The organism is Tunturiibacter gelidiferens, assembly GCF_013410115.1.
Lineage (GTDB): Bacteria > Acidobacteriota > Terriglobia > Terriglobales > Acidobacteriaceae > Edaphobacter > Edaphobacter gelidiferens.
On record NZ_JACCCV010000001.1, the window covers coordinates 1,641,672 to 1,662,720 of the forward strand.

Consider the following 21,049-nt stretch of genomic DNA (forward strand, 5'->3'; position numbering starts at 1 on the left):
GGGTTGCTTTGGCACCGGATCAGGGCCGCTACGGCCCGTTTTGATCCGGTGCGGCCTCTGCATACGGACGTATGCAATAGAAATGTCTCTACTGACCAAAGCCTTGTATACGAGTCAATTATCTTGATTTCGCAATTATTGCGCTGTATATTAGGCAAATGCTGCAGCTGACCGTCATTGCCGAACGGATTGCCCAGAAGCGGAAGGCGCTCGGTTTGAGCCAGACGGCGCTTGCTAAGAAGGCGCACGTCGGTCGTTCCACTCTGGATGCTCTCGAAAATGGCCGCATGGGAGAGTTGGGATACACCAAAATCAACAACATCCTTAGCGCACTGGGCCTCGAATTGAGAATTCAGGAAGCCACCTCTCACAGACCGACTCTGGAAGAGCTGAGCGAGGAGAGCCATGATTAAGGTCTGGACCGACTCCCAAGAAGCGGGAATGCTGGATCGTTCGGGCGAACGTGGCAGCAGCTTTGCCTATAGTCCAGAAGCCCCTTCTACACGTGCAGTCTCTGTGACGATGCCGGTTCGGCTCCCCTCATGGGATATCCGTTTTGGATTACCGCCAATCTTCGAGATGAACCTGCCTGAAGGTGTACTTCGGGAACGCCTGCGTTTAGCCTTCGCCAAGGCCACGGGAACCTTCGACGAATTTGACCTCTTAGGAGTTGTGGGGCGTTCGCAAGTCGGACGCGTTCGATACACCGGACAACGTGAGCAGCTTCAGGAGGATGTTCCGTTCCAGTCGGTCGATGAGATTCTAGAGCAACGGCGGGGTGGCGATCTCTTCCATTATCTCATCGAAAAGTTCGCCACCTTTTCCGGCATCAGTGGAGTGCAGCCGAAAATTCTCGTGAGAGATGAAGCAGCGTCCTCCGCTCTCCACGACTCAGGCCATCGCTTCTCCGAGAGCTATCGGGGCGCGACACACATCGTGAAGTTTTGGGAGCAGAACGAGTATCCGCAGCTCGCGGCGAACGAATACTTCTGTCTCGAAGTCGCCAAAGCGTGTGGGCTTGAAGTACCGTCCTTTCGGCTTTCGGAAGATGCGCTCGCGCTGGTGATCGACCGATTCGATCTGCGTTCCGATGGCACCTATCGAGGCTTTGAAGATTTTTGCGTACTGAATGCCAGGCGCACCGATGAGAAGTATCGCGGGAGCTATGAAACATCCGTCATGAAGCGCTTTACGCAGTTTGCGAATTCACCGCATCTCGTCGAGGACACGGAGCGGCTCTTCACGCTTATCGCGCTTAACTGCGCGTTGCGGAATGGAGATGCGCATCTGAAAAACTTTGGCATCGTCTATAACGATGTTCAAGGCGAGGCACGACTCGCTCCCGTCTATGATCTGGTGACAACGTCAGTCTACCTTCCGAAAGACAGCATGGCGCTCACGTTGAATGGCTCGACCCGCTGGCCAAGCGTCAAAGACCTTCAACGTCTGGGCGAGACTCGTATGGGTGGCTCGCCCGCCAGAATCACCGCGATCCTCGAACGCATCGCGGATGCGATGTCTGGGGTCGCGTCAACCATAAGGCAATACATCAAAACCCGTCCTGAGTTTGGTCAAGTAGGTTCTCTGATGCTGGCGCAATGGCAGGTTGGAATCGCATCTTCAATCAGAGAGCGCGCCTAGAGTCCAATGGCCCCATCCTTTTTTCCCGCCGTGGCTGCGAGGCCCCTAGTCGGTTGCTGGTGCGACCTGATCCCTCCTAGACTTCGGCCAGGTATTGCCTGTAACCTGGAAGAGTTCAGGAGGTTCCCAATGCCGCTTCAGGAGACATATTTAGAAAAGCCGGTGAACGGTGGCCGGGCTCTGGTCATCAAGTCCTACGACGAGAAGCTGGCCCGTGAGGCATTTGAATCCATTGGTGACGACACTCTCGAATCGATCGCTACAGCTCTTAAGCTTCACGATCTTTTCGAAGAGGAAGACATTCCTAACGCACAGTCCCCTGAATACCGAGACTTCCTTTGGGAAACCCTTTCGGACGAAGCACGTGAGGACGGACACACCAAGTCGTTTTTCATTGTGGTGAAAGAGATAACGGGACAACTTCCCGCAGCACTGTACGTGAGCCCGGATTGGCCGAGTGCAGAACTTTTCGCGCAAGGGCTATCGCAAGAGTGATTCCAGTAATAGACATCTTTGCGGGGCCGGGCGGCCTCGGCGAGGGCTTTTCAGCCCTCGGAAATGGTGGGGTACCCGCGTTCAAAATCAGGCTCTCATTGGAGAAGGATTCGAACGCTCATAGCACCCTGCGCCTGCGAGCCTTTTACCGGCAGTTTCAAAAAACTGACGTTCCCGATGACTACTACAAGGTACTGAGGCGAGAACTGGACGTCGCCGAACTGTACACCCGATATCCATCGCAAGCTCAGGCAGCGAACGACGAAGCGGTTCAATTTACGCTCGGCGAGGAAACCTGGACGGAAGCGGAAGGCCTCATCGAGAAGGCGTTGAACGGAGCGACGAAGTGGTTGCTCATCGGCGGACCGCCGTGCCAAGCGTATTCGCTGATCGGTCGTTCCCGAAACAAGGGCAAAGAAGAGTACAAAGCTCAAGATGACGCGAGACATTTCCTGTACCGCGAATATCTGCGTATCCTTGGCCGATTCCGTCCTTCCGTTTTCGTGATGGAGAACGTGAAAGGGCTCCTCTCATCCAAGCCGGAGGGGTCTTTGATCTTCGACACGATTCTGAATGACCTTAAAGCCCCTGTCGAAGCACTTGCGGAAAGCCAGACTCCGCTGGCAGCTCCCACCGTTGGGTACAGGTTGTTTTCCCTTGTGGAGGATGACGCCAAAGGCAAACGAACTTATGTCGTTAAGGCTGAACTGCACGGAATCCCCCAGGCGAGGCACCGAGTCATCATCATTGGTATTCGAGATGACCTAGGAGCGTTTGTCCCTGATCGCCTATCCGTCACCGATTCTGTTCCGGTAAAGGACGTGATCTTCGGGTTACCCCGATTGCGCAGTGGCATATCACGTTCAGAGGATAGTTCCGAAGCCTGGCTTCAACTCATTAAGTCGTCGGTCAACCGGCGATGGTTTCAGACTGCAAAAGGGATGGGGCCAAATATGGAGCAGCAGCTAAGCTCCGCTATTTCGCAGATGACCAAGCCCCAGAATGACCGTGGTGCGGAGTTCATTCCACATCCGCCGTCCGTCTCCTACAAGCCTGAGTGGTTTCTCGATGAGCGTATACTAGGGGTCTGCAATCATGCCTCGCGCGCCCATATTGAAAAGGATCTTTACCGGTATTTTTACGCCGCTTGCTATGCCAAGGCACAAAAGACGAGCCCCGTCCTTCGAGACTTCCCAAAAGATCTGATTCCCAACCATGGCAACGTGCTGACAGCGATTGAAGAGGGGAACCTCTTTGAGGATCGGTTTCGCGTGCAACTCAGTACGAAGCCGGCTACGACCGTAACCTCTCACATAGCCAAGGATGGTCATTACTACATTCATCCGGACCCGACCCAGTGCAGAAGCTTGACCGTCAGGGAGGCCGCTCGGCTACAAACCTTCCCAGATAACTACCTGTTTACGGGGCCGAGAACCGCGCAATATACCCAAGTAGGGAATGCTGTCCCTCCACTGCTCGCGAACCAGATTGCCGCCATAGTTTTGAAACTCTTTCAAGATTTGGGATAGTCCTATGGATCGACTCGATCAGACCAGACGAAGCTGGAACATGAGCCGCATCAAGGGGCGGAACACTGCGCCCGAGGTCCAAGTTCGATCGATTCTTCATCGGGTGGGCTTTCGATTCCGCCTTCACCGCAAAGACCTTCCAGGTAAACCAGACATCGTATTGCCGAAACGGAGAGCAGTCGTTTTCGTGCACGGCTGCTTCTGGCATCGTCATCAGGAGTGCAAGAATTGCACGAATCCGAAAACTAACGCAGATTTCTGGCAGACGAAGTTCGATGGGAACGTGGCGCGCGATGAGCAAAACGCGAAAGCCCTCCGGAAGGCCGGCTGGAAGGTAGTCGTGGTGTGGGAATGCGAACTTGCATCGCCAGCCAAGTTGCAGCGACGCCTACTCCGGCTACTGGGCAATCCCAGCGGGTAACCTCGACCACATCCGCTCCATGAAATACAATTCTGTCTCACGCCGAATTCGGGATGCAGAGGGCCTCAAAAGTATTGCCTTCGCTGTTGAGTCATCTAAAACCCTCGCGGCGAACGTCATCAGGAGGCGCGACCACTCCAGCTTATCTATTGGGATAGTAGCCGTAATACCCCATCCATTTGCTGTAATTGCTCAACTGATGGCCAAATATCATCCTCTACCTCCAAGCGCCGCCAGTCTTTCCGCTTCCCTTAGAGACCTTGGTTATTCTCTTGAGACCGCCGTTGCGGATCTGATCGACAACAGCATTTCGGCTGATTCATCGGTTATCCAAGTATTCTGCGAGACGAGTCGAAGCGTTCCCGTCCTAGCCATTAGCGACGACGGACGTGGTATGACGGAGGAAGAACTCGTCGCTGCCCTCCGCCACGGGGCAACTGATCCTCGAAAGAAGCGCAGTCTCAAGGACCTCGGCCGGTTTGGATTAGGTCTTAAAACGGCTTCGTTTTCCCAATGCCGGAGACTGACTGTCGTCAGCAGCATCAACGGTTCGCGTTCCGCTGCAGAATGGAATTTGGACGATGTGGAGAAAATGGACGATTGGTTCATCTCCATTCTCGACCAAGACGAAATTGCGGCGCTGCCCTATCTGGACTCTCTTCAAGAGACAGGCACGATGGTGATCTGGCGTGATCTTGACCGCCTCTCGGAGGACGAATCCGGCCGCAAGCGTGACGAGATCGTAAATGAAAAGCTCGCAATTGTTGAACGGCACCTTGCCCTCGTTTTCCATCGGTTTATCGCAGGGGAACTCAAGGGACGGAAGAAGCTTCGAATTTGCATAAATGGCCACGAGATCGAACCCTTCGATCCGTTCTGCCGAAAGAACGACGCAACCCAAATACTTCCATCCGACACCGTGTGGATTGATGACGTGCCTATAACATTGCAGCCCTATATTCTTCCGCATCACAGCCGATTGTCGGCAACCGAATATGACTACTATCAGGACCGCAGCGACTTCATCTCCAATCAGGGCGCGTATGTATATCGAAACGGTCGCCTCATGGCATGGGGAGATTGGTTCCGCATGGTTCCGAAGGGCGAGGCGACCAAATTAGCCCGTGTCCAGATCGACTTTCCGAACAGCCTCGATGAGGCATGGACGATCGACATCAAGAAGTCACGCGCTCGTCCTCCCCATGCCGTTCGTGACCGACTGCGCCACATTATCGCGAAGATCACCGCGAGAAGTGTCACGGTACATCGAGGGCGCGGCCAGAGGCTGTTTCAGGAAGTACAGGCGCCCCTTTGGGAACGCTATGCGGATCATAGCGGAATCCGGTTCGCGCTCAATATGGAGCATCCCTTGATCGTCTCGCTGCGCAAGAAGCTGCCACCCGATGATGTTGATGCGCTTAGCATCCTGCTGAATTCGATCGGATCATCACTTCCTGTGGAGATGATCTATTCCGACTACTCCACACATCCGCGAGAGTTCGGCCAGTCCACCGGTGGCGACCTGACCGTGATACTTGAGCGACTTAAAAATCTCAAGCAGACACTCTACGGGGACGGCCCCGTTGATGCGAAGGACTTCCTTCAAGTCGTCCAATCCACTCATTTGTTCGATGGTCATCTCGACATTGTGAAGACTTTCATTCAAGAGACCCTCCTATGAGCCAGCCGAGCAACGCCGCAGAGCAAAACATAACGAATGCCCTCATATCGGGTTTGGCGAACTTTGCCGAAACCCCAACACGAGACGATGTCGAAGCAAAGGCAAAGCAGCTAGCCGATATTTTCGGCTATACGGGAGACATGCGAGGTATTGTCACCGCCGCCCTCATTTCGGTCGATACCCGGATGGGAGCGGGCGTTTCCCTAGTTGATGTTGCTGCGAAGCACGATGATCTATGGGTTCGCAAGCGCGAAGACATCGAGTGGACCTACAGCAATGCTTACGAAGGCTTCCTTCGGGAAGACGGATGGCCGCCGTCCATGGTGACCTCCTTGGGCGACGTGACGGGCCGCATCCTTGGCTTGTTGCAGGACCCCCACAGCGAAGGCACCTCTTGGAACCGTCGCGGCCTGGTTATTGGACACGTCCAGTCGGGGAAAACGGCCAACTATACCAGTTTGATCGCCAGGGCAGCCGATGCCGGCTACAAGTTCATCATCGTGATCGCGGGTATTCACAACAATCTCAGGAAACAGACTCAGGAGCGGATCGATAAAGCCTTCATCGGCCGTTCGAGCGATCCAGAGGACCGGCGCAACATAGGCGTGGGACTCAACCCCAATTACCCGCACCCCGCCACCCTTACCAATATCAACGAAGATTTCAACAAGAACACAGCGACCAAGAGCGGCTGGAAGATCAACGATTTCAGCAAGCCGATCATATTGGTCATCAAGAAAAACGTCACCACTCTGACAGCTCTACACAAATGGCTCAAAGACCTTAATGCCAAAGGCGACGGTAGGATCTCCGACGTACCGATGCTCTTGATTGATGATGAAGCGGACAACGCCTCGATCAATACGAACAAAGAGGATCTCGATCCTACGAGAACAAACGGAAAAATCCGAGAGATTCTCAGCCTTTTCGCCAAGTCCTGCTATGTCGGATATACAGCGACTCCGTTCGCGAACATCTTCATCAATCCTGATGCCTATACCGATGAGGTCCGCGAAGACTTGTTCCCTCGGGACTTTATCTATTGCCTCGACGCCCCGACGACCTATTTTGGCGCGGAGAAAGTTTTCCTGGATGAGGAGAGCAGTCAGAACATAGTCCGGCCCATTGATGACTGTGAAAACTTCATCCCGTTCGCGCACAAGAGGGACGACAAGCTTCCGGAGCTGCCCGCCAGCCTCTATAGGGCTCTCGATCAGTTCATTGTGGCGAGGGCCATTCGAAATCTGCGCGGACAGACGAATAAGCATTGCTCCATGATGGTGAACGTATCCCGGTTCGTGCCCATTCAAAGAGCGGTGCGCGACTTCCTCAGCCTACGAGAGAAGAGGATACGGGAGGCCGTTAAAGCCAACTATCGGATGCCGGAATCGGCATCGTCAACGAACGAATACATGCAGGGCTTGAAGCGAGCTTTCGACGACGAATATTCGGCGGCCGGCTTTGCCTGGAGTGAAGTTAAGGCCGCGCTTCACGGTGTGTTTGAGCATCTGCACCTATATGTCATCAACAGCAAGAGCGACGAAGTGCTCGACTATGGACGCTACGAGAAGGAAGGCGTCGGCTTAACAGCCATCGCTGTCGGCGGACTCAGCCTGTCGCGCGGTCTAACCATTGAAGGGCTGACTGTCAGCTACATGTATCGCAATACCAAGATGTATGACGCTCTCATGCAGATGGGGCGCTGGTTTGGATACCGGCCCGGGTTCGAAGATTTATGCCGGGTTAACCTCTCGAGAGATTCGATCAACTGGTATGCCCACATTGCCGACGCCGCCGATGAGCTCACCCAGCAGGTCAAGAGGATGCGCCGTGATGGTTTGAGCCCTAAAGATTTCGGGTTGTATGTACGTTCCCACCCGGACAGTCTGTTGGTGACCGCAGCCAACAAGATGCGCTCCGGCGAAGAAATAACAATCGAACAGAGCTTCAGCGGGGTTCTGATCGAAAGCTATATCGTATCGACGGACGTGAACGCGAACAAAGACAACTTCAAACTTGTTGAGGAGCTTTGGCGCCAGGGCTTCGGGGGGAGAAATGAAGAGGAAACGTCGAAGGGGTTCATATTCAGGGATGTGCCGATTGGGATCGTTGAAGCGTTCGTGAGACGGTTCGAATGCCACACGAACTTCAGTCCGAGAAAGTTGGACGTTCTCAACTATATCGAGCAGATTGCCGATCACCGACTTGAAGCGGATGTCTTGCTGATCTCGCCTAAGAACGGGACAGGCGGTGGAGATTTCGTACTCAGGCATCAGGCACGTGCGGTCGGAGAAGACCAACCTGTCGGTACAGCGTGGCTGTTGAACAAGTATCGCGTAGCTTCGCGAGGCGACGAAGGGCTGGGCCTGACTGACGAACAGAGAGAAGAGGCAACGCAATTCGCCCGCGAAGGTAAAGCCGAGCAACTCGCGCGGAAGAAAAGGGACAGTAAGGATGAGGGCGGAGAGGTCTCCGTGTCAGACGCACATTTCCGGATGGTCCGTAAGAAACCCCTACTGATGGTCCACAGTCTAGAGCCAAAAGGCAAGCAAATACCGGGTCCGGTCGCGGCCTTCGGCATCAGTTTCCCCTATGGGGATTCCGAGACGATCAAAGCTGTTGTAAACATTGTCTGGCTCAGGCAGATGCAGGGATACGGCGATAATCCGGATGATGAGGAGGACTACGATGACTGAGACATCCCCGTGGGACGACATCGCAGTTCCTGGTTCAGACTTTAATGTAAGGCAAGTTTCCGACAAGACTTCCGTACCTTGCTTCTGGGGTAGGGACACGACCGGGGCATGTCTCTTCATCCTGGAACTTGAAGGGGATCACACTGCCCAGTACCGAAAAGAAAACGTAGCAGTCCGCGGAATCCAAGTTGATCTGCGAGTGGGAGAGAACAGCCGACAGCGCCTTATTCTCAGTCTGGAAAGACAGGTAGATCGGGACCTTTTCAGCGGGCTCTGCCGCTCCTTAGCGGGCGCACTGGAAAATGCTGGCGACTCAGCCGGCGCTCTTGGCGTCGCTCTCACGCATATTCGCAGATGGAAAGCATTTCTTTCCGGTTCTTCCCAACGCTTATCGGCAGAAGAGATTCGTGGTCTGTTCGCGGAATTGGCTTTTCTGTTGGAACTCTTGAACCGGCCACTTGAGCCTCATGCCGCACTGACCGCGTGGCTCGGCCCTGAACGTGCCCAACAGGACTTTGACTTCGGAAACAGCGCAGTCGAGATCAAGTCGCTTTCGGGCAGCGAGCGTAACTCTGTCCGTATCTCCTCTGAAGACCAGCTCGACTCTTTGAAAGATCATCTCTTCCTTCGGATTTACAGGCTCAGCAATCTCACGGAATCCCCCACGGCACGCTCGCTAAACCAGATGGTCAGAGAAGTTGAGGACGGAATGGATTCCGACTCCATCGCCGATTTCGACCGGAAACTAGTCATGCACGGCTACGCGCCTCTGCCGGACTATGAGGAACCGCTCTTTGCTATCGCTGAAGTGAGCACCTATCTGGTTGCGGGCGATTTCCCCAGACTGATTCGGTCCAGCCTGCCTACTGGACTCAGAAAAGTGAGCTACGAGATTGAGTTGGAAGACATCTCTGATTACCGTTGCGACGATATGACCGTCTTCAAGGAGCTCTGATGGAACAAACTGTTGAAGAGTTTTCCCATGACTTCCGGCAGGAGCTACTCGCCGGGGCAGAAGCCAGCAGCACGTATCAGTTGGAGGCTTTCATGGAGACCATCTCAAATGAGCTCATCGAGACCGGCTTCGTTGAAGGCTTCGAGCACTGCCATTTCCGCGCCCAACGCGGCGTTCGCGTCGACGGTTTCTGGTTCAATGATGAAGGGTCATTAGACATCTTCGTCGCAGACTTTGAGTGCCGCCGTGAGCTGGAAACCCTCACGCGAACTGACGTGGAGGCGATCTTCAAGAGAGCCGTAAATTTCGTCGAAGCCAGTCTGATGGGAAAGCTCGCACCCGATGTCACGACTCCGGAATATGGACTGGTTCGGCAGATTTCGGACCGGCGGTCGGAGCTTCGTCAACTCAACTTCTTTCTCTTGTCGGAACGTGTGCTCAGCGATCGCTTTCAAGCCTCTCCAGATGGCGAAGTATCCGGAATACGCTCGACGTACCACATCTGGGACATAGCAAGACTCCAGCGACAGCGCAGCTCGCGAGGTCACAAGGAACCACTCGACATCGATTTCGTCGAACTTTTCGGCAATGGCATTTCCTGCCTCCCGGCAAATCTCGGGTCCGACACCTACCAGTCCTACCTCATTGTCATGCCGGCACCGATTCTGATCGCTCTCTACGATCGGTACAGCGCGCGCCTGCTGGAGCAAAATGTTCGAACGTTTTTGCAGGCACGAGCGCAGGTGAACAAAGGGATTCGTAAAACAATCCTGGACGAGCCCCACATGTTCTTCGCCTACAACAATGGAATCACTGCAACGGCCCAGATGGTTGAGACTAGGGCGACGAATTCAGGCCTTCAGATCGTCCGACTGACCGACCTCCAGATCGTCAACGGAGGTCAGACAACAGCATCACTCTTTCACACCCAACGCCGAGACAAAGCAGATGTTTCAGAAATCTTTGTCCAGATGAAGCTCTCCGTCATAGACAGTGAGGAGAGCGAGCTCGTCGTGCCCCGGATCTCAGAGTATGCAAACACTCAAAACAGAGTGAATGCAGCGGACTTTTTCTCCAATCATCCTTTCCACGTTCGTATGTCTGAATTTTCGCGACGCATCTGGGCGCCAGCCCAACAGGGCGCTCAGAGAGAGACCAAGTGGTTTTATGAACGGGCGCGAGGACAATACCTTGATGCGCAATCCAAGCTGACACCAGGCGAACAGAAACGCTTCAAGGCGGAGTATCCAAAGCCTCAAATGTTTACGAAGACCGATTTGGCGAAGTTCGAGAACGTGTTCGACGACCATCCAAGGTGGGTCAACCTCGGAAGCCAGAAGAACTTTGGACGGTATGCCGTCAGGATCGGTAAGGAGTGGGAGAAATCCTCCGACGCCTTCAACGAACTCTATTTCCGTAGAGCCGTGGCCCGTGGGATTCTGTTCCGCGCGACAGAGAAGCTCGTCTCCGAGCAACCTTGGTACAACGGCGGATATCGTGCAAACATCGTCGCCTACACGCTTGCGATGCTTGAAGAAGTCACAAAGCGCCGTAAAACGTCCGTCAACTATGCCAGGATTTGGGCGGCACAGACCTTGGATGATGTTCTCATGGACACGTTGACCATCATCGCCGCTGCTGTGAACGATGACATCACTCAACCGCCACAGGGAATTTCGAACATATCCGAATGGTGCAAGCGAGAAGGATGCTGGACGCGGTTGTTGGAAGAAGCATCGGGGATCGCGGCATTGCTCCCAGCGGAGTTCTGGAAATCGCTTTCATCGTCGGAAGACAATCAGCATCACGCAAAAACCGCCCGACAGAATCAGAAAATTGAGGACGGGATTGAAATGCAGACCCGAGTCCTCGAAGTGCCGGCTGCAAAATGGAGGAGAATCCTTAGTAGGGGCGCTCTTGAAGGGCTGTTTACGCAGAAAGAGATGGACATACTGAAGATTGCTGAACAAATTCCCAATAAAATCCCATCCGAGAAGCAAAGCTCAATCTTGATGGAGATACTCGGACGGGCCAAGGAGGAGCGGTTGCTGAATTGACACATCGACGAGCAGCTGGCACTTGGCTAGATCAGGTGGACCTCCCTCCGGCGTCCGAGTCTGTAGGTGGCCAAGCTAGATAAAGTATCAGCGCTGCAGATAGTGCAGACGCCAAGCCGTGGCCTTTGTTGTCGGCAAGGCCGTTGGTTTGGTCAACGAGAACGCATCAGCGGATTACATCAGCGTGTATCACGGCAATGCGTCCCTGTTGGTCGAGAGCTTGGAAGTCATCGCAGACTGCAGGCGTCATCCTTGTCGCTCTGGAGTCATCCTTCGAAGCCGAATAAAGAAGAGACAGAAGCCACGCCGGAGCCTACCATTCATTTGGGATGAAATGGCATCAAGTCCTGTAGAAGATACTCCGTCACGGGGCCATTTCTTGCGGCTTGGCAAAACACCATACAAGTTTCTGGGTCAGCGAATTGGAAGATCCAATCTAGGCATGCTCCACACGGGGTAAACCTTTCTCGCTCGGCTACAACCGCAAGAGCAAGCAGTCGGCGTTCACCAGCCGCTACCATGTTCGTTATTGCGTTGACCTCAGCATGAACATCGTGAGATCGATACCGGTGTTCGACATTGCAACCGGAATAGATTCGCGAGCCTTCAGAGAGCACAGAGCAACCCACTTTTGTCGGGCCAATCACGTAGGCAGAATCCCGTGTCACCCAAGCTGTATTTAACAGTTCGTCAGACCGTAATTGCATTTGCCTCCGTCGTCACTTCAGATTCGTTTTCTGAGAATGGAAGATCGAAAAGAGATTGAGCGGTGCGTGTCCACTTCTCTTGATCATCATTTGATTCCGATGGCTGCCAAGTCGAGATCAAACGTACGCAGGACTTGATCCACGACTTTGGTCGCTTGGCCCGAGGAATCAACATCGCCCTCCTTATCTCATCTTTGAGGAAAGGATATTCCAAGATGAATTTACTGTTCTGATTGAGTATTGCGAATGTTTCTCCTCTAACCTCTTCGGACGCCTGAGAAGCTGATTCGAAACAAGAGCGAATGCCGCCATAACGGACTAGGAGGTCTTTGTCCCGTATGGCATCTGCCAAAGCAGTCAGATTTTCGTGGGATGGGAACGCGCCGAGCGTATGGATAGCCCTCCATCTCACTACCGCTAAAGGTTCACCGACCAAGCCTCGAAGATATGCTTGCTGCGCTTCCGTAAGAATGCATCTTCTAAGAACGTTAGACGTTGTCCATCCGATGACCGAATCCTCATCTTTGATTTTGTGTTGGACCGCATCACTCACGGAAGATTTAGGCTTCGTTGTAAATAGCTCCTTCCATTGCGTAAACCATGATGGTCCTTGCCAGGAGCGCCCGATGAAATCGAGTACCTCATCCAAACGTTCATATCTCAAGAATCGTTGAGAATCTGCGTCGTCTCTAAGCAGCTTCAGAGTGTCTCGAGCCTTGAGTGCGGTTGGCTCAATAAGGTCCCAACGGCGCTCCGTGAACATAGCCACCATTACATGACGCATCTGTTCCGAAACGTTGTGGTGTCGACTCTCCGACAGTGCGTATCCAACCCCATATAAATTCCAATCGTAGACACTACGAATAAAAGCATCTGCCTCCGATTCAGCTACCTGCTCCAAGCACATCATGATCGCGTCGAATGAGCTTCCCGAGAATGTCACAAGATCAAAAGAATCTTTAAACCAAAGCTCGCGATGATCTGCTAAGTAGTGTGAGGCGAGAAAATCGTGTTTCAGATGATGGTCGAAAAGCGCATCCTCTCCGCTAAGGGTTAACGCTCCGGAAATTAAAAGCTTTTGAGTCGTAGACTCTCCAGCGATCGCTTGGAATTCATCTACTGGAAAGCTCCGCGATCTGTGACTGTAAACTCGGAAGGCTGCTTCAGCCGCTGCAGGCAGTTCATCGGCGGATATCGAGTGTTCGACGAACCAAGCTTCCATCTCTGCTGCACTACTTGACCCAAGCGACCCATTCGCCAGGTAGAGGTCTAAAAAGTATGGGCTGCTCAATAGTGTTTGTTGGTCGTTCGTAATTGTTTTGTGCGCAGACTTAATCTGTCCCCGAACCTCACCCAGGGATAAGGGTTGAATAGCATAGAGCGACCACCGGTGTGGCGAAATAAACTCTCGTCGGACGAGACGATCTGAAACTACGACTGATGTACTGATAGCGGTCCCGGCATATTCATCGAGGCAGAAGATGAGCTCTTGCGCTACCTTTGCGTCTACCTCATTCAAACCGTCGATTAGGAGGACCCTTTGCACCGACGGCGTAAGGCTGTCGAGCTCAGCTATGCCCAATTTTGCAGAAGACAAGCTCCGAAGTAAGAAGTCGACCTTTGCCAATCTGCTTTGAAGATCTAGCCACACAGAGGCTTTCTGCTGTGTAAAAAACTTGAGAGAGATGAAGACAGCGACGTAGCCAAGTTTCAAGCATCGCTGCGCGCAACGTCTCAGAAATACAGTCTTGCCGCCGCCACCTCGCCCGGCAAGCAATACTCTTCCGTCCCGGATGGCATTGCTGAGAAGTTCTTCTTCACGGAGCAAACTTTCGTCCGTGAGTTCAAATAAGCGGTCGTACGTCCTCGCGAACTCGACATGAAGGTCAAACCGAGGAGATGGCATTTCAAAAGCGGAGACATCCTCTTCGAGATTTGCTCGCCACGTAGGAACCGTCGAGACACTTTTAGTCTTCTTGACAAAATTCATAGACGCCCCTTTGATTGAGTGTTTCCCTTCGAGAAGCCAGGCCCCAAAAGCCTCTCCACTAAGACCAAGGCAAACGTCGCAGCGGCATCAACAGCGAACGGGGTCCACTTAGCGCGTGTAGCGTTATTTTCATCCGCCCCTTCATTAACGAGGTCAGAGATCCCCCGGATGATCAGGAATTGAGGGTTGTAATGCACGGAAGACCTGTATGCATATACCGTTCGCGCAACCCCATAGGACTCCATCTCGAACGCGAGTGCCTTGTCGTATGCTGTCAATATTCTTTGCTGCTCTGCATTATCGGCATCGCCCAAAAGCAGATCGCCTGCAACGACTGCACCAGTCAGAACGTTAGGATAAGGTTCACCGTCTTTGTGTGAGGCGAATCGATGTTGCCAAGCCTCCGGATTGCAGCTGAGACCTTCAGCAAAATTGGCGAGCAGGTGCAGCGAGGGATGATCGCAAGCATTTCGGCGCGCGTGAAAGACCCCGTCCTTGAGCTTCCAGTAACCCGAATAGTCGATATAGTCCGCGACAACGATGTCTCCCAGCTTAATATCGCGCCCAGAATGCCCCCCAGCGGTTCCAATAACGAGCAGGTACGATGGCCGGAAATCTTCCAAAATATCTCGCGTCATTTGGCTGGACAAGACATTCGTCTGACCCGATGCTCGCCGAAGAACTACCGGGTAGTCATTCTGCTCGTTTAGTGCCTTGACCGCGTACGCCGTTGAAACCAATTCCTGATTCAATCCAAATACGGACCGCACACCTTTAAATTCCTCGATCGTCATCGTGAGAATCGCAACGGTTGCGTGGCCGAGCTTTCCGGTCAAGTGAGCTGGTTGTGTCCGCTTTTGCATCGCTGAAGTCATTATCTCAATAAGGCGAATGAAAAGCGAATCCATTCGAGGCCCCGATCATAAACTTGCTAGAGACAACAGACTACAATACGGCTGATGGCTCTGCACTTTGACACTGTTGTGTCGGAAGTGCGGCCAGTGTCGAACCGAGCGCACCATACGGCGGAATTGAATCTGCGCTGCGGGCAGTGCTCGGTGGTTTCCTAGCAGCGTCTTGGGTGAATCTGGCTGCGGCTGCGGGCCGACAGCGACGCTGCTGCGCAGCGGATACAGGGTGACACGTCACCCCAGAATGGGAGCTGCACAGTAACCTGAAGTTACTGTGCAGGAACTATAAGAAAACAGGCGGCTAAGTGGAAAAGTCCGGGAAACCGGGTTACTCTATATGCGAGCGCACGTTGCTGTAGGGGAACCTCATGAGCTGCAACCCCTTAGCCTGTCTCCGGCCCCTTCGCTGTCCTTCCTGCGACGCGCGGCCACCGTATGGCCTCCATCCAAAATCCAGTTCAGGCGGTGCTCACTGAAGCCGCCGCTCCGTACAAAATCCGTAGGCACCAAAGTCAGCGAGGCGGAGTTCGCGTTGCTGGAAGAGCGTGCGTCTGGTGCCGGGTTGCGCCTGGCCGAGTGGGTTCGGGAGGCGTTGCTGGCCGCGCCGGCGGAGCCGGGCGTGGACTCCGGCGAGGTCGCTCTGGCCGAGGTTCTGGCCCTGCGGTCGCTGCTTCTCAATCTCCACTTCCGGGCCGCGAAGGGTGAGCCAGTGGCCGAGGCGGAGATGCGCGGCCTGATCGAGCGGGCCGACGGGGTGAAGATGCAGCGGGCGCGGGAGCGCCCGGAGGCAGTACGAACGGAGGCAAGGAAGGCGGACGGCGAAACCAATCCAGAGGAGGGCTGACGATGGCGGAGTGGGGACGGAAGGAATACTCGAAGGCATGGCCGAGCCGGACGCCGGTGTGGACGTGGACGGCGATCCTGCTGTCGTTCGTGTTCCTGGCCGGGATGCTGACGCTGGAGTATCAGGGGAGCTGGACAGCCGCCGAGCGGCTGTACCTGTCGGACTACCTGAAGAGTGGGGCGCGGGGCAAAGCGTCGGCGACGGCATCGAGCAAATACACGTTGTTGGAGGCCGTGGTCGGAAAGGGCCAGCAGCGGCTCGTGATACGGGACGAGATCGAGGCGGTGCCGGAGTTGGACGGCAGGCCGGGATACCGGCTGACGGACGAGGGCGTGAAGGACGGCATCTCTCGGCTGACCTGGGTGGCAGGGGTGTTCAACGACCGTGGCCTGCACCGGGTGATGAGCGAGGCGGTGTACGCGGATCATGAGTCGTGGGAGTTCTATCAGAAGCCGGTCTATGCAACGCTCGCGTTCTTCGTGTTGGCCTTGTTCGTGGCGGTTCCGAAGGATCGAGCGCGGCGGATGATCTGGAAACATGGCCGCAGGTTGCGCGGGCCGGAGCTGGTCACGACGGCGGAGTTTAACACGAAGCTGGGCCGGTCGAAAGGGCTGATGTCGTACCTGCCGGATGGGGTCATGTTCATCAACGAAGAGATGAGCTGGAGCGACAAGCTCTTCCACAAAAACGCCAGCCACTGGGCACGCATCCCGCGCGAGCGCGAGGCGATGCACTTCCTGATCGTGGGCGACAGCGGCACGGGCAAGAGCGCGGCCATCCGCCAGATGCTCTCGCAGATATGGGAGCGCGGCGAGTCGGCCATCGTGTACGACCCGGCGATGGAATATCTGCCGCAGTTTTACAACGAAGCGCGGGGCGACGTGATCCTGAATCCGATGGACGCGCGGTGTCCGTTCTGGAGTCCGGGCGATGAGGTTCCGCACGAAGCGGAGGCTCTTACCTTAGCAGCCAGCTTGTTCCCGGATCAGGGCCGAGAAAACCGCTTCTTCGTCGAAGCTCCGCGCAAAATCTTCGCTCATCTGCTGAATCTTAAGCCGACGCCGCAACAGCTTACCTACTGGATGAGCAACGCGGAGGAGATCGACAAACGAGTCGAAGGTACCGAGCTTGCGGCGATGATCGACCGCCACGCGGCGAACCAGCGCAGCGGTGTCCTTGGCTCTCTGAACATGGTGGCCGACGCCTTCAGGCTGCTGCCCAAAGAGAGCGAAACGACGCGGCGATGGAACACGGTCGAGTGGGCGCAGGCGCGCAAGGGCTGGGTGTTCTTAACGTCGAAACCGACGATGCGCGAGAGGATGCGCCCGCTGATGAGCCTGTGGCTTGACCTGCTCGTGTTGCGGCTGATGAATGAGGAATCAACGAAGCGCAAGACGTGGTTCGTGCTCGACGAGCTGGCGAGTCTGCAACGTCTTCCGCAGCTCACGACGGCGGTTACAGAGAACAGGAAATCGAACAATCCGATGGTGCTGGGCTTCCAAGGAAAGAGCCAGGTCGAAGCCCTGTACGGCCATGTTGCCGAGGCGATGCTGTCGCAGCCTGCGACGAAGATCTTCCTTAGAACGAGTGAGCCGTATGCGTCGGAGTGGATCTCGAAAGCCATCGGCGAGATCGAGGTCGAACGCTTCCGCGAGTCGCGCACGCGGGGCCGCTTCCCGCGCAACACGGAGAATGAGCAGCGAGACATCACGCGCGAGCCGTTGGTCATGGCGTCCGAAGTCGGCGGCCTCGATCCTCTGCACGGCTATCTCAAGCATGGCAATCTCGTCTTGCGGATGCGCTTCCCGTACCTGGAGCTGGCGAACAACGCGGAGAAGTTCGTCGAGCGAAAGATGACGACGGCGGTCGTAAAGCCGACCGCGCAGCCCGCGCCAGTCGAGGTCAGAGAGCGCGAGCCGGTCATGCAGCGGAAGCCTCCGCAGACCGTCCAAAAGAAGCAGGAGCAGAAGCCCGCAGAGGTCAACGAACAGCATCCTTACTTCGAGTAAAAGAACATGGTGACGCTCTCCAAACCGATCAGCGCGAGCCAGGCGCAGGCGTACCACAAAGAGGAGTTCGCCAACGCCAAAGAGAACTACTACACAGAGGGCGAGCGTGTGCGCGGCGAGTGGCAGGGCCAGCTTGCGGAGCGGTGGGGCTTAGGGGGCGAAGTGCAGGAGCAGCAGTTCGCGCGGCTCTCCGAGGGCCAGCATCCGCAGACTGGCGAGCAACTTGTGCGCTATCAGGCCGCGCGGGAGTACACGAACGAGCGCGGCGACGTGGTGCGTTCGATGGAGCACCGGGCCGGATGGGACGCAACATTCAGCGCACCGAAATCTGTATCGCTGACGGCCTTGGTGGGCGGCGATGACCGCGTGCGCGAAGCACACAAAGAGAGTGTGCGCGTGGCGCTCGATGAGATGGAGAAATACGTGCAGGCCCGGATGGGCGGCAATGCTCCGGCACAGACGACCGGCGAGTGGATCGTCGCAAAGTTCGAGCACGACAGCAGCCGCCCTGTTGGCGGCTATGCCGCGCCGCAGCTCCACACGCACGCGGTCATCTTCAATATGACCGAGACATCCGATGGGAACAACCGGGCGTTGCAGCCACGGGAGCTGTACAAGACGCAGCAGTACGCGACGGCAGTCTATCGGTCGGAGCTGGCGGCACACTTGCAGAGGCTCGGTTATGAGATCGAGCGCGGCGAGCATGGGCAGCCGGAGATCAGAGGTTACACGCGAGAGTATCTGGAGGCGTCGAGTCCGCGACGGGAGAAGATCAAAGAGCACATGGAGGCTGCGGGCGTGAGTGGCGCTGGCGCTGCGCAGATTGCGGCGCATCAGACCCGTGAAGGCAAGCAGCATCTCTCGCAGGACGAGGTCCGGGCTGCACATCAAAAGATGGCCGTTGCGTATGGTCAGCAGCCGCAGCGTGTGCTTGCTGAAGCTGCGCAGTGCGACGGCGTGGAGTTAAAGCCGGAGTCGTCGCAGCGTGCAGCGCACCATGGTATGAGCTACGCGCGCGCGCGTGGCATGGAGCGCGAGGCCGTTGTGGATGAACGCTCGCTAATGCGCGATGCGTTGAAGCACACGATGGGAGAAGCACGCTTGCCCGAGATACGCGCGGAGTTCGAGCGCCGCACCACAGACGGGAACCTTATCGAAGTAGAGCCGTCAGACGGACGCGTTGGCCGCGCGTACACGACGCGCGAGATGCAGGACGATGAGCGCGAGCTGATCGAGCGCATGAAGCAGGGCCAGGGCACGCGCGATGTGCTGGCCGATGGCAACGTGCGCGAGCAGGTGATGCAGGAACACATCCATTTGAGCGTGAGCCAGCGGCAGGCGGTCGAAACTGTATTGACGAGCCGCGACCAGATGATGGCTCTTGAGGGAGTGGCTGGCGCGGGGAAAACAACCTCTCTGGCCGCTGTCCGGGAGGCTGCGGAACGTGTGGGTTATCAGGTGGAGGGTGTGGCACCGACATCCCGCGCGGCGCAGAAGCTCGCAGAGGCCGGGATCGACACGCAGACGTTACAGCGCCATCTGGCGCAAGACGACAGAGAAGATGATGGACGGAAGCGGCTCTATGTGGTCGATGAGTCGAGCATGGCGAGCACGCAGCAGGTGCACACATTTGTCGAGCGGCTGAAGGAAAATGACCGTGTGTTGTTCGTCGGCGACAAGCGGCAGCATGAGGCAGTTGAGGCTGGCCGACCGTATGCACAATTACAGGAAGCTGGACTGCTGACTGCTTACCTCGAAGATATCATTCGGCAGAAAGACCCGACATTGAAGGAAGTCGTCGAGCAGCTTGCGCGGGGCGAGGTCCGCGAAGCTATCGGCAACCTCAACAGCCAAGGGCGCGTGCTAGAGATCAAAGACCGCGAAGAGCGCATCGCCGAGATAGCCCGCGAGTACGTGTGCGCGCCGGAGCGGACGTTGGTCGTGTCGCCGGATAATGAATCTCGCCGAGAGATCAATACTGCAATCCATCAGGCGATGCAAGCGGAGGGCAAGGTCAGCATCGAGGAGCATCGCGTACATGTACTCTACGCGCGGCAGGATGTGACGGGTGCGGATCGGCAGCACGCACAGAACTACGCGAAAGGCGATGTTCTCCGTTACTCGAAAGGCAGCAAGCCTCTCGGAATCCAAGGCGGGGAGTATGCTCGCGTCACGGCCACAGATCGAGAGACAAACACGGTTACGGTGAAGCGGTACGGCGGCGAAGAACTGAACTACGATCCCCGGCGTTTGCAGGGAGTGACGATCTACCGTGACGCGGAGCGCACGTTCGCTCAGGGCGACCGCGTGCAGATGACCGCGCCATATCACGAACAAAAACTTGCAAACCGTGAACTAGGCACCGTGGAGCAGATCTACAAGAACGGAAATCTGAAGCTGAAAATGGATTCAGGCCGTGAGATCGAGTTCAATGCCAAGCAGCATCCGCATCTTGACTATGGGTATGCGGTGACAAGTCAAAGCAGCCAGGGACAGACAGCCGACCGCGTATTGATCTATGTAGACTCCGAGCAGGCACACGGTGAGTTGCTGAATAGCCGTATGGCTTATGTCTCCGTCTCGCGCGCTCAATTCGATGTGAAGATGTATACGAACGATGCGAAGACACTTGGCCAAGAGCTGAGCCGGAATGTGACCAAGGCTACGGCACTTCAGGAACGGCCATTTCTCCAGGACAAGGATGTGAGTCAGTCCATCAAGCCGCAGTCGGTTGGCGTGGAAATATCGCGGGGCTTGAGCATTGGCTAAACACTTTCTTCGCCGATAACAGTGATAGCCGGCCTCTGCGGGGCACAATGGTACGAAAAGGAATCGCTGGGGAACCTCTACCGGGAGTGCCGTAATCATTCATCCGCTCGGAATGACGCATAGCTCAAGCGGATAAAAGACGACGCTCAGCGTCCTCCTTGCGATACAATCTTGATTATGGCCGAGTGGTGAAATTGGCAGCCACAGCAGACTCAAAATCTGCCGAGGGCAACCTCGTGTCGGTTCGAGTCCGACCTCGGCCACCATCTCTCCAAAATTCAGGCATCCGTCGACCGCCAGCCAGTAAAGCAGGCTGTGGACGCGCTCGGATCGCATAGAGGGTG

Annotated in this window: 15 protein-coding genes, 1 tRNA gene and 1 pseudogene; 13 read left to right on the forward strand and 4 right to left on the reverse strand. The window is 55.6% G+C overall.

Annotated features, from left to right (window positions below):
• Nucleotides 1-158: 158 nt before the first annotated feature.
• The 10 genes and pseudogenes from HDF12_RS06910 to HDF12_RS22240 all read left to right on the forward strand — a co-directional run.
• Nucleotides 159-413: a helix-turn-helix domain-containing protein gene (locus HDF12_RS06910; protein ID WP_179581817.1), complete on the forward strand. Its 255-nt coding sequence runs from the start codon at nt 159-161 to the stop codon at nt 411-413.
• A complete protein-coding gene (locus HDF12_RS06915; RefSeq protein WP_179581818.1) occupies nt 406-1,641 on the forward strand; it encodes a type II toxin-antitoxin system HipA family toxin in 1,236 nt (411 codons plus the stop codon). Before HDF12_RS06910 ends, HDF12_RS06915 begins: the two co-directional genes overlap by 8 nt.
• A 129-nt stretch (nt 1,642-1,770) precedes the next feature.
• A complete protein-coding gene (locus HDF12_RS06920) occupies nt 1,771-2,136 on the forward strand; it encodes a hypothetical protein (RefSeq protein ID WP_179581819.1) in 366 nt (121 codons plus the stop codon).
• A complete protein-coding gene (locus HDF12_RS06925; protein WP_218892316.1) occupies nt 2,133-3,665 on the forward strand; it encodes a DNA cytosine methyltransferase in 1,533 nt (510 codons plus the stop codon). The genes HDF12_RS06920 and HDF12_RS06925 overlap by 4 nt, the downstream gene beginning before the upstream one ends.
• Nucleotides 3,666-3,669: 4 nt before the next feature.
• Nucleotides 3,670-4,086: a very short patch repair endonuclease gene (locus HDF12_RS22815; protein ID WP_179581820.1), complete on the forward strand. Its 417-nt coding sequence runs from the start codon at nt 3,670-3,672 to the stop codon at nt 4,084-4,086.
• A complete protein-coding gene (locus HDF12_RS06935; RefSeq protein ID WP_218892317.1) occupies nt 4,025-5,767 on the forward strand; it encodes an ATP-binding protein in 1,743 nt (580 codons plus the stop codon). The genes HDF12_RS22815 and HDF12_RS06935 overlap by 62 nt, the downstream gene beginning before the upstream one ends.
• Entirely contained in the window at nt 5,764-8,463 is a 2,700-nt protein-coding gene (locus HDF12_RS06940; RefSeq protein WP_179581821.1) for a Z1 domain-containing protein, read from the forward strand. Before HDF12_RS06935 ends, HDF12_RS06940 begins: the two co-directional genes overlap by 4 nt.
• A complete protein-coding gene (locus tag HDF12_RS06945) occupies nt 8,456-9,418 on the forward strand; it encodes a PD-(D/E)XK motif protein (protein WP_179581822.1) in 963 nt (320 codons plus the stop codon). The genes HDF12_RS06940 and HDF12_RS06945 overlap by 8 nt, the downstream gene beginning before the upstream one ends.
• Nucleotides 9,418-11,475, forward strand: coding sequence for an AIPR family protein (locus HDF12_RS06950; protein ID WP_179581823.1), 2,058 nt, complete (start codon nt 9,418-9,420; stop codon nt 11,473-11,475). Before HDF12_RS06945 ends, HDF12_RS06950 begins: the two co-directional genes overlap by 1 nt.
• A 112-nt stretch (nt 11,476-11,587) precedes the next feature.
• Nucleotides 11,588-11,762 (forward strand): annotated as a pseudogene (locus HDF12_RS22240) (DUF1738 domain-containing protein); the annotation flags it as partial.
• Between the two features lie 33 nt (nt 11,763-11,795).
• Here HDF12_RS22240 and HDF12_RS22820 read toward each other — a convergent pair.
• From HDF12_RS22820 to HDF12_RS06970, 4 genes are all read right to left on the reverse strand, one after another.
• Nucleotides 11,796-12,182 (reverse strand): cytidine deaminase family protein, encoded by a 387-nt coding sequence (locus HDF12_RS22820; RefSeq protein ID WP_179581824.1) that lies wholly within the window; start codon nt 12,180-12,182, stop codon nt 11,796-11,798.
• A complete protein-coding gene (locus HDF12_RS06960) occupies nt 12,166-14,172 on the reverse strand; it encodes an NACHT domain-containing protein (protein WP_179581825.1) in 2,007 nt (668 codons plus the stop codon). The genes HDF12_RS22820 and HDF12_RS06960 overlap by 17 nt, the downstream gene beginning before the upstream one ends.
• Complete coding sequence (locus tag HDF12_RS06965) at nt 14,169-15,080, reverse strand: 5'-methylthioadenosine/S-adenosylhomocysteine nucleosidase family protein (protein WP_179581826.1); 912 nt, start codon at nt 15,078-15,080, stop codon at nt 14,169-14,171. Before HDF12_RS06965 ends, HDF12_RS06960 begins: the two co-directional genes overlap by 4 nt.
• Before the next feature lie 472 nt (nt 15,081-15,552).
• Nucleotides 15,553-15,966, reverse strand: a complete 414-nt coding sequence (locus HDF12_RS06970; RefSeq protein WP_179581827.1) for a hypothetical protein — start codon at nt 15,964-15,966, stop codon at nt 15,553-15,555.
• On the opposite strand from HDF12_RS06970, the gene HDF12_RS06975 reads away from it, so the two are divergent.
• The 3 genes from HDF12_RS06975 to HDF12_RS06985 all read left to right on the forward strand — a co-directional run bounded on the left by HDF12_RS06975 (nt 15,930) and on the right by HDF12_RS06985 (nt 20,971).
• Nucleotides 15,930-17,936: a type IV secretion system DNA-binding domain-containing protein gene (locus HDF12_RS06975; RefSeq protein ID WP_179581828.1), complete on the forward strand. Its 2,007-nt coding sequence runs from the start codon at nt 15,930-15,932 to the stop codon at nt 17,934-17,936. The two genes, HDF12_RS06970 and HDF12_RS06975, sit on opposite strands and share 37 nt — an antisense overlap.
• 6 nt (nt 17,937-17,942) lie before the next feature.
• Entirely contained in the window at nt 17,943-20,705 is a 2,763-nt protein-coding gene (gene mobF, locus HDF12_RS06980; protein ID WP_179581829.1) for a MobF family relaxase, read from the forward strand.
• Between the two features lie 179 nt (nt 20,706-20,884).
• Nucleotides 20,885-20,971: transfer RNA gene (locus HDF12_RS06985), tRNA-Leu, on the forward strand.
• The last annotated feature ends 78 nt before the right edge of the window (nt 20,972-21,049 follow it).